Below are 6,000 nucleotides of genomic sequence, written 5' to 3'. Positions count from 1 at the left end.
TATTGTCCAAAAAGTCCGTCATGTCATAGCCAATGAATTTTGCATCAATGCCAATGTCATCATCAGGATTGTCAAAAACCCATCCCAATGCATTGCCGCGACACCATCTCTCTAAACGACCCGCTATGCCTTCTCTATGGGTGGTATCAAAAAACATTTGCAGGGCGGAAATCGTGCGCTGTTCCTTGGGTAATAAGGCTAATTGGTCAACCGCCGCAGAAATATCTTGTCTTTCGGATTCACTAATCGTTTGTCCCTCTGCCGAAACAAGTTTGGTAATCCATTGTCGTAGAAAGACTCTGTCTGCTGGATTATTATAATCTAAGCCTTTCAGCGGTGCTATGCCTGTTGGTTGACCATTCTTCAACGGCATATAAGTGCCACCGCCCGCTCTCACAAAAAGTTCTGCTCCACGGTCTTTGTCAAAAAAGATCATATTGGGGTCATGTTTTTGTAGTTGCGCTAACAGAAAATTGACAATAACAGTCTTACCAGAACCAGACGGACCACAAACAAACGTGTTGCCTAAATCGCCAAAATGAAAATTAAAATAAAAGGGGGAACCAGCATTGGTTTTCATTAATGCAACTGCTGGTCCCCATGCATTGCCATCTATTTTCCCAACTGGAAAAGAATGAAAAGGAGAAAGTGCCGCATAGTTGCGGCTTGTAATCGCTCCAGAGCGCGTACGATAGGCATAATTGCCCGGCAATTGTGCCCACCACGCAGCAGCAAGACCAAGCTCTTCTCGTGCAACAACCGCACCGCCATCTGTAAGACGAGAACGCGCTTTGGCAAGATTATCTGCCAATTCTTGCGGGGTATCAGAAAAGACTGCTAATGATAAGTGATGTTCTCCTAACACAAAGCGATTGGATTCAAGGTCATCTAACGCATCATCCAATTCTAAAATTTGTGATCCCGCACGGTCGCCAGCATTTACCATTTGGTTTTGTTTGCGCCCCATAATCTGCTTGGCAATGTTTTTGCTTTTGAAAACAAAAGATTGGGTAAAAATAAACTCAAAGGGGAGTGTGAGAAGACCATCGGTCATGCCTGTTTTGGTTTTTGCTGGATATTCTTTCCAACCAAACATGCCAGCAAAACGACGACCCGCCTCATGGCGTATTTCTATAATCTCTTTCCCAAAAATAAGACGGTCTGAATAAACAGTGGAGGCTATTGTCCCCCACGTTAGAGGAACACGTTCACGACGCCCACCTACCAGTTGGTGAATAAATTCACTCTGCTGTGAAAAAATATTGCCTTCATATTCATAAAGACTAAGCCTTCTCGCTCCATAGCGCTCTAAATTTTGAATAATATCCGTGGTGATGTCTTCAAGTTTGCGAACAGACTCTTGATCCACTTCCGTTTTTGTTTCTTTCGCTTTTCCTAAACGCTTGAAAAAATCAACCAATTTGTCTGCTTTATCAACGTGCGGATTCCACAAAATAGAAAGGTAAAGATCATTGCGATACAGCTCTTGAGAAACCATCCGTTCACAGTATTTAGCATCTAATTGTTTGGCAAATTCTGATCTGAAAGTGCCATCCGGATAAATTGTTTCACGCTTCCTGATGATATGGCTATAAATTGCAATCCGTTCATCAGCTATGTTCTTAAACAAGTTATTTAATTGTTCGTGAAGTACATTTAAATCAGCAATATCAGCCGTTTCAAAATTAATACCTTCAAGTTGAATAACCGTCATAAGGGCTCGAGATTCCAAGGCGATAACATGTTTGTTGACATGCCGTACATAAGGAATAATGGCTTCCGGCTGTTTTTCACGCTTGCGCTCTAGGGTGTTCATTTCAATTCCTCATAATTACGAACTAATCGCAATGGAGAAAGACTGGCTCCGCCCCATAGTTGAGCATTTTTAGAAAAAACAGTGGTTTTTTGCCATGTTAAAAGAATACGAAATTTATTATGGTCGTGCTTAAGAATTTCTCTGAAGATGAAATGTATGGCAATGCCAAGTGTTATGAGAAAAATGTTGCCTGTTATAATAAACAACATCAGTGTTCCCATAGCGTTCAACCCCATAGCCTCAACCGTCACGCCCGCAATCATTGCGGGGCGTGTACAGGCAAGAAATAACGTGTCTTCTGTTAATTTATCGCGCTCTTTCATGATTTTGAAATGTGTGGCTAAATCAACCGGAAAGCATTGCTACAATTTGCGGTGCACCAAAAACAATACCGATGCCAACACAAACAAAAAAAGCTTTACGCATTTCAATATAACCAGCAATCCATGCAATACCAATACCGGCAACCGCAATGGTGGCAATCGCTTTTGCAATGGGACCTGTTAAAGCAGTAATTAATTTTTGAAGAGCGCCTTCAATTTTTCCGAAGTCGCCTGCTGCAAAAGCTGGCTCACTGAGGGCTATAGATGCAATAAATAGCATAAGTAATATGCTTAGCCATTTCTTTGATAAAGTTAAGTTTTGTAAAGAGTGTCCATAAGTGGATTTTTGGTAAATTTTCAACATGAAAACTTCCCCCTTTCCCGCTATTTGCGTTTGAAATAAAAATATCTGCCAGCAATCCGCGCAATACCAACACCTACAACCACAATTGCGGCAATCGCTTTTGCAATGGGACCTGTTAAAGCAGTAATTAATTTTTGAAGAGCACCTTCGACTTTTCCGAAACTTTGCGCAAATGCTGGTTCACTGAGGGCTGTAGATGCAATAAGTAGCATAAGTAATATGCTTAGCCATTTCTTTGATAAAGTTAAGTTTTGTAAAGAGTGTCCATAAGTGGATTTTTGGTAAATTTTTAACATGAAAATTTCCCCCCTTTGCCGCTATTTAAGTTTCAGATAAAAACATATAATTGAAAAAAACAAAGAGTTCTACTGTTAAATTACAATATTTTAATTTTTTCACTGAATTTAATAATATTCAAAATGACACTTTTTAAAAAATTTTTTCGTGCATCGTTTAAATATTTGTTTTTTATTTTTATTATCCTTATAGGAATTTTTCATTTTAATAAAAATTCTGGAAAATTTAATCTAAATTTCTTTGTACAAAGCGTGACAAGTAAAGTAGAAAAACAGTATTTAGAGGAAAAATTAGAAAATACGACTGATTTTAATAAACCAAAAACAAAATCTCATTCAAAGTGGTTTTTAACACAATTTTATGAAGAGAATGTTCCTGTCTATTCAGGTGCTATACAGGTAACAAGTGGTGTTACTTTTAAAATGATTACGCTTATAGATGAGGGCTGGAGAAAAAAGATTGTTCGAAATATCCATTTGTATGGTGTTGAATCCTGTGAAACACGGCAATTTGCTTCACGTAATGGAATTAAGTGGCCATGTGGTGCTTTTGTTACGGCATGGCTTGTGTCAAAAACAATTGATAAAGAGATCACTTGTCGGCAAGCGCGTGTTATAAAACAGGTTTATTATGCGCAGTGTTTTGTGGATGGCGTTGACCTTGCTCGCTTGGGACTTTCAGAAGGAATGATGGTTTTGACAAAAGATCAGCATCATTTTCCTTCTCCAGCGGATTATAAAAACTTACAATTTACAGCGCAAAAAGCGCAAGTAGGATTGTGGTCTAGTCAATTTGCTCCACCAGAAGAGTGGAGAAAAGATAATGGCACTTATAACCCTCTTGATCCTAACTAATGGAGTAAATGATCGCTTTAATGTGCTTTTGAAAGCGGTTAGACAATATTCCACAACAAGCCTTATCAGGTAAAAGTTGACCACAATCCCCTTCGTGTCATGATGGACAACTCTTGTTATGGAAAATTGTTGTTTTTTTATTACGCTTACTTGTTCGTATAGATTGGTCACTACAGCGCTATATGGGAGCGCGTTCCCTTCTCTATACGTCACTTCGTTACGCTTTGTAATGAGAGGCTTTCCGCCTCTCAAACTCTCAGGAACGCTCACCAAAATCATGAGATCAGACCCGCGTTTTATGAGGGGACTAACAATCCTTGGTTCTTAGGGTCAAGGAAACCCCTACGGGGCGCCTAACGGCGTCCTTGACAAAGAACCATAACGGCTTGTTTTGTCCCTCTCACGCGGCTCCGAAATCATGATTAAAGGGGAGAGCCTTTTACTGCTAAGGCGAATACGAGTGGTTAAAAATGAAAAGAAATGATTCGTAAACTTGATGTTTATTTACATCAAGATTTATAGGACATCTCTGTATTTTTTCTTATAAAAATTGTTGGTTTATCATGCACTGATTTACACGTATAGGTTGTTACTACAGTGCTATATGAGCGCGTGTTTCCTCACTTATAGATCATTTTGCTTTGCTGTTATGATAGGTTGTAATGAGTTGTATTGATTTAAAAAGCAGTTATCTGAAATCTTTACCATATTGAAAATCTTTTTGTTTTAATATAGTTTTTTGATTTGACGTACTTTTTTAAGTTATGAGTCGTTCAAATAGAGAACAATGTGAGGACAATGATAATGGCAAAAAATAAGAACCCTTCTGCTTGAACAGAAGGGTTTCTAAAATATCACCACGATAAATTAATTAAATTAATTAAATTAATTGAATTAATTAAGGGCTTAAACCAATAATCCCTACTTTAATTTATCGTAATGCATTCTGCAAGAGAAATTTTGTAGAAAAGGGGTATTTTTAACATTTTTTTGCCTCTAAAAAGAGGTTTTAAAAAACTATGGTTAATAAAATATCGGGAAGACGGATAGACGCACATCATATAGAATATAGAAAGTTAGCAGATAGCGCTCAGATGGGTTTTGTAAGCCGTGGTCAATTAATTGGATTGGTTACAAAATTGGAAGCGGCTGGTTTTATTAAAGAGTCTGAGTGGAAACTTCTTCTCGCTTTGTTGAATACAGCTTCTAAAGATTCATTTGAAAAAGGTGGAGTTCCACTTGTCTTCAAAAGTAACAACTGCCTTGGTAATGAAATTCACCGTAGTGAAGGGCGTGTTAGTCGATTGCTTTCACGTCTTTATGATTGTGGTTTGATTGTTATGCGCGATTCTAGTAACTTTAAGCGCTATTCAGTGTATAGTCATGGTAACAAAATAGCTTGTGGTATTGATTTGCGTGTTCTTGTTGCTCGATACGACGAACTTAAGCAAAAAATTGATGAAGTATTGGAAGAGCAAAAAAAACAGCGAGACGCTTTGCATTATTTTCGCGGCTTGGTGCGTCAAATTAAAGACTCTTATAAGGCAATAGAAACTTCTACCTCTTTTACAGCACTGCTTTTGGCTAGAACGCAAAAAATCATTGATATTATTGGTCGTCCAACCAAAGCTTCTTTTGAAAAATTGCAAAAAGCAAGCCGTCTTTTTGAATGGATTTTACAACGATTTTTTAGAGAAAAAGTATCAAAAACAACATACAGGCATGCCGCGTGCGACATACACATAGAACATACAACCCCTAACTATAAAAGTAATTGTAGCAAAAAGGCTTATGAAAATAAAGAGAAAGGCAAAACTGAAAGTGACTTACCATCAAAAGGATCTGAATTGCCTCAAATCAAGCCTAAACTCTTAGCAAAAGCTTTACCTAATACTGCAATGTTCCTCAAACACGGATTGCAATCGGAAAGGGATTTAATCGGTTCTATGGAGTTCTTAGCAAAAATGAAGGGAATTTCTCCTCATGCCCTTCAAGAAGCCAAACAAACTATGGGGATTAAAAAAACGGCTCTCGCGATTGCTATTATCGTCGAAAAACATTGCAAGGAAATCATTAAATCACCGGGTGGATACTTACGCGGGATGATTGCCAAACAAAACAAAGGTGAACTCTACTTAGAGCGTTCTTTCTATGCTTTGTTGGATGAAGAATTTAAAGAAACATTTAATGATTTGCCCATAGCGGAAAATAACAAAATCAACTCAAATGATGAAAAAATACCCTTGTTTAAATCAGAATTAAATAAAATTCTCAAAAAGTTGGAAATGCCTAAAAATACTAACAAATTTGCCTAGATAAAATGACAGATTCTTTAAAAAATAACAT

Annotated in this window: 6 protein-coding genes; 2 read left to right on the top strand and 4 right to left on the bottom strand. The window is 37.7% G+C overall.

Annotated elements, in window-relative coordinates:
* From AC0QT4_RS07695 to AC0QT4_RS07680, 4 genes are all read right to left on the bottom strand, one after another.
* On the bottom strand, nt 1-1,816 hold a 1,816-nt coding region (locus AC0QT4_RS07695; RefSeq protein ID WP_473201127.1), incomplete at its 3' end, for a VirB4 family type IV secretion/conjugal transfer ATPase.
* Nucleotides 1,813-2,139, bottom strand: a complete 327-nt coding sequence (locus tag AC0QT4_RS07690; RefSeq protein ID WP_473201126.1) for a VirB3 family type IV secretion system protein — start codon at nt 2,137-2,139, stop codon at nt 1,813-1,815. The genes AC0QT4_RS07695 and AC0QT4_RS07690, both read right to left, overlap by 4 nt.
* Nucleotides 2,140-2,161: 22 nt before the next feature.
* Nucleotides 2,162-2,503: a TrbC/VirB2 family type IV secretion system protein gene (locus AC0QT4_RS07685; protein ID WP_473201125.1), complete on the bottom strand. Its 342-nt coding sequence runs from the start codon at nt 2,501-2,503 to the stop codon at nt 2,162-2,164.
* A gap of 20 nt (nt 2,504-2,523) precedes the next feature.
* Nucleotides 2,524-2,799 (bottom strand): TrbC/VirB2 family type IV secretion system protein, encoded by a 276-nt coding sequence (locus AC0QT4_RS07680; protein WP_473201124.1) that lies wholly within the window; start codon nt 2,797-2,799, stop codon nt 2,524-2,526.
* Nucleotides 2,800-3,051: 252 nt separating this feature from the next.
* Here AC0QT4_RS07680 and AC0QT4_RS07675 point away from each other — a divergent pair, with 252 nt between their 5' ends.
* Both AC0QT4_RS07675 and repC read left to right on the top strand, forming a co-directional pair.
* On the top strand, nt 3,052-3,654 hold the full coding sequence (locus AC0QT4_RS07675; RefSeq protein ID WP_473201123.1) for a nuclease: 603 nt from the start codon (nt 3,052-3,054) through the stop codon (nt 3,652-3,654).
* Nucleotides 3,655-4,673: 1,019 nt separating this feature from the next.
* Entirely contained in the window at nt 4,674-5,969 is a 1,296-nt protein-coding gene (repC, locus tag AC0QT4_RS07670) for a plasmid replication protein RepC (protein ID WP_473201122.1), read from the top strand.
* The last annotated feature ends 31 nt before the right edge of the window (nt 5,970-6,000 follow it).

This window comes from Bartonella sp. EBT8 (genome assembly GCF_055796165.1).
The sequence above is the reverse complement of the archived record's forward strand: the minus strand, read 5'-3'. Positions and strand labels throughout refer to the sequence as shown.

What these genes read in the sequence shown, in the direction of transcription:
- AC0QT4_RS07690 (WP_473201126.1), bottom strand. Translation starts at nt 2,139, where the DNA reads ATGAAAGAGCGCGATAAATTAACAGAAGACACGTTATTTCTTGCCTGT.
- AC0QT4_RS07680 (WP_473201124.1), bottom strand. Translation starts at nt 2,799, where the DNA reads ATGTTAAAAATTTACCAAAAATCCACTTATGGACACTCTTTACAAAAC.
- AC0QT4_RS07685 (WP_473201125.1), bottom strand. Translation starts at nt 2,503, where the DNA reads ATGTTGAAAATTTACCAAAAATCCACTTATGGACACTCTTTACAAAAC.
- repC (WP_473201122.1), top strand. Translation starts at nt 4,674, where the DNA reads ATGGTTAATAAAATATCGGGAAGACGGATAGACGCACATCATATAGAA.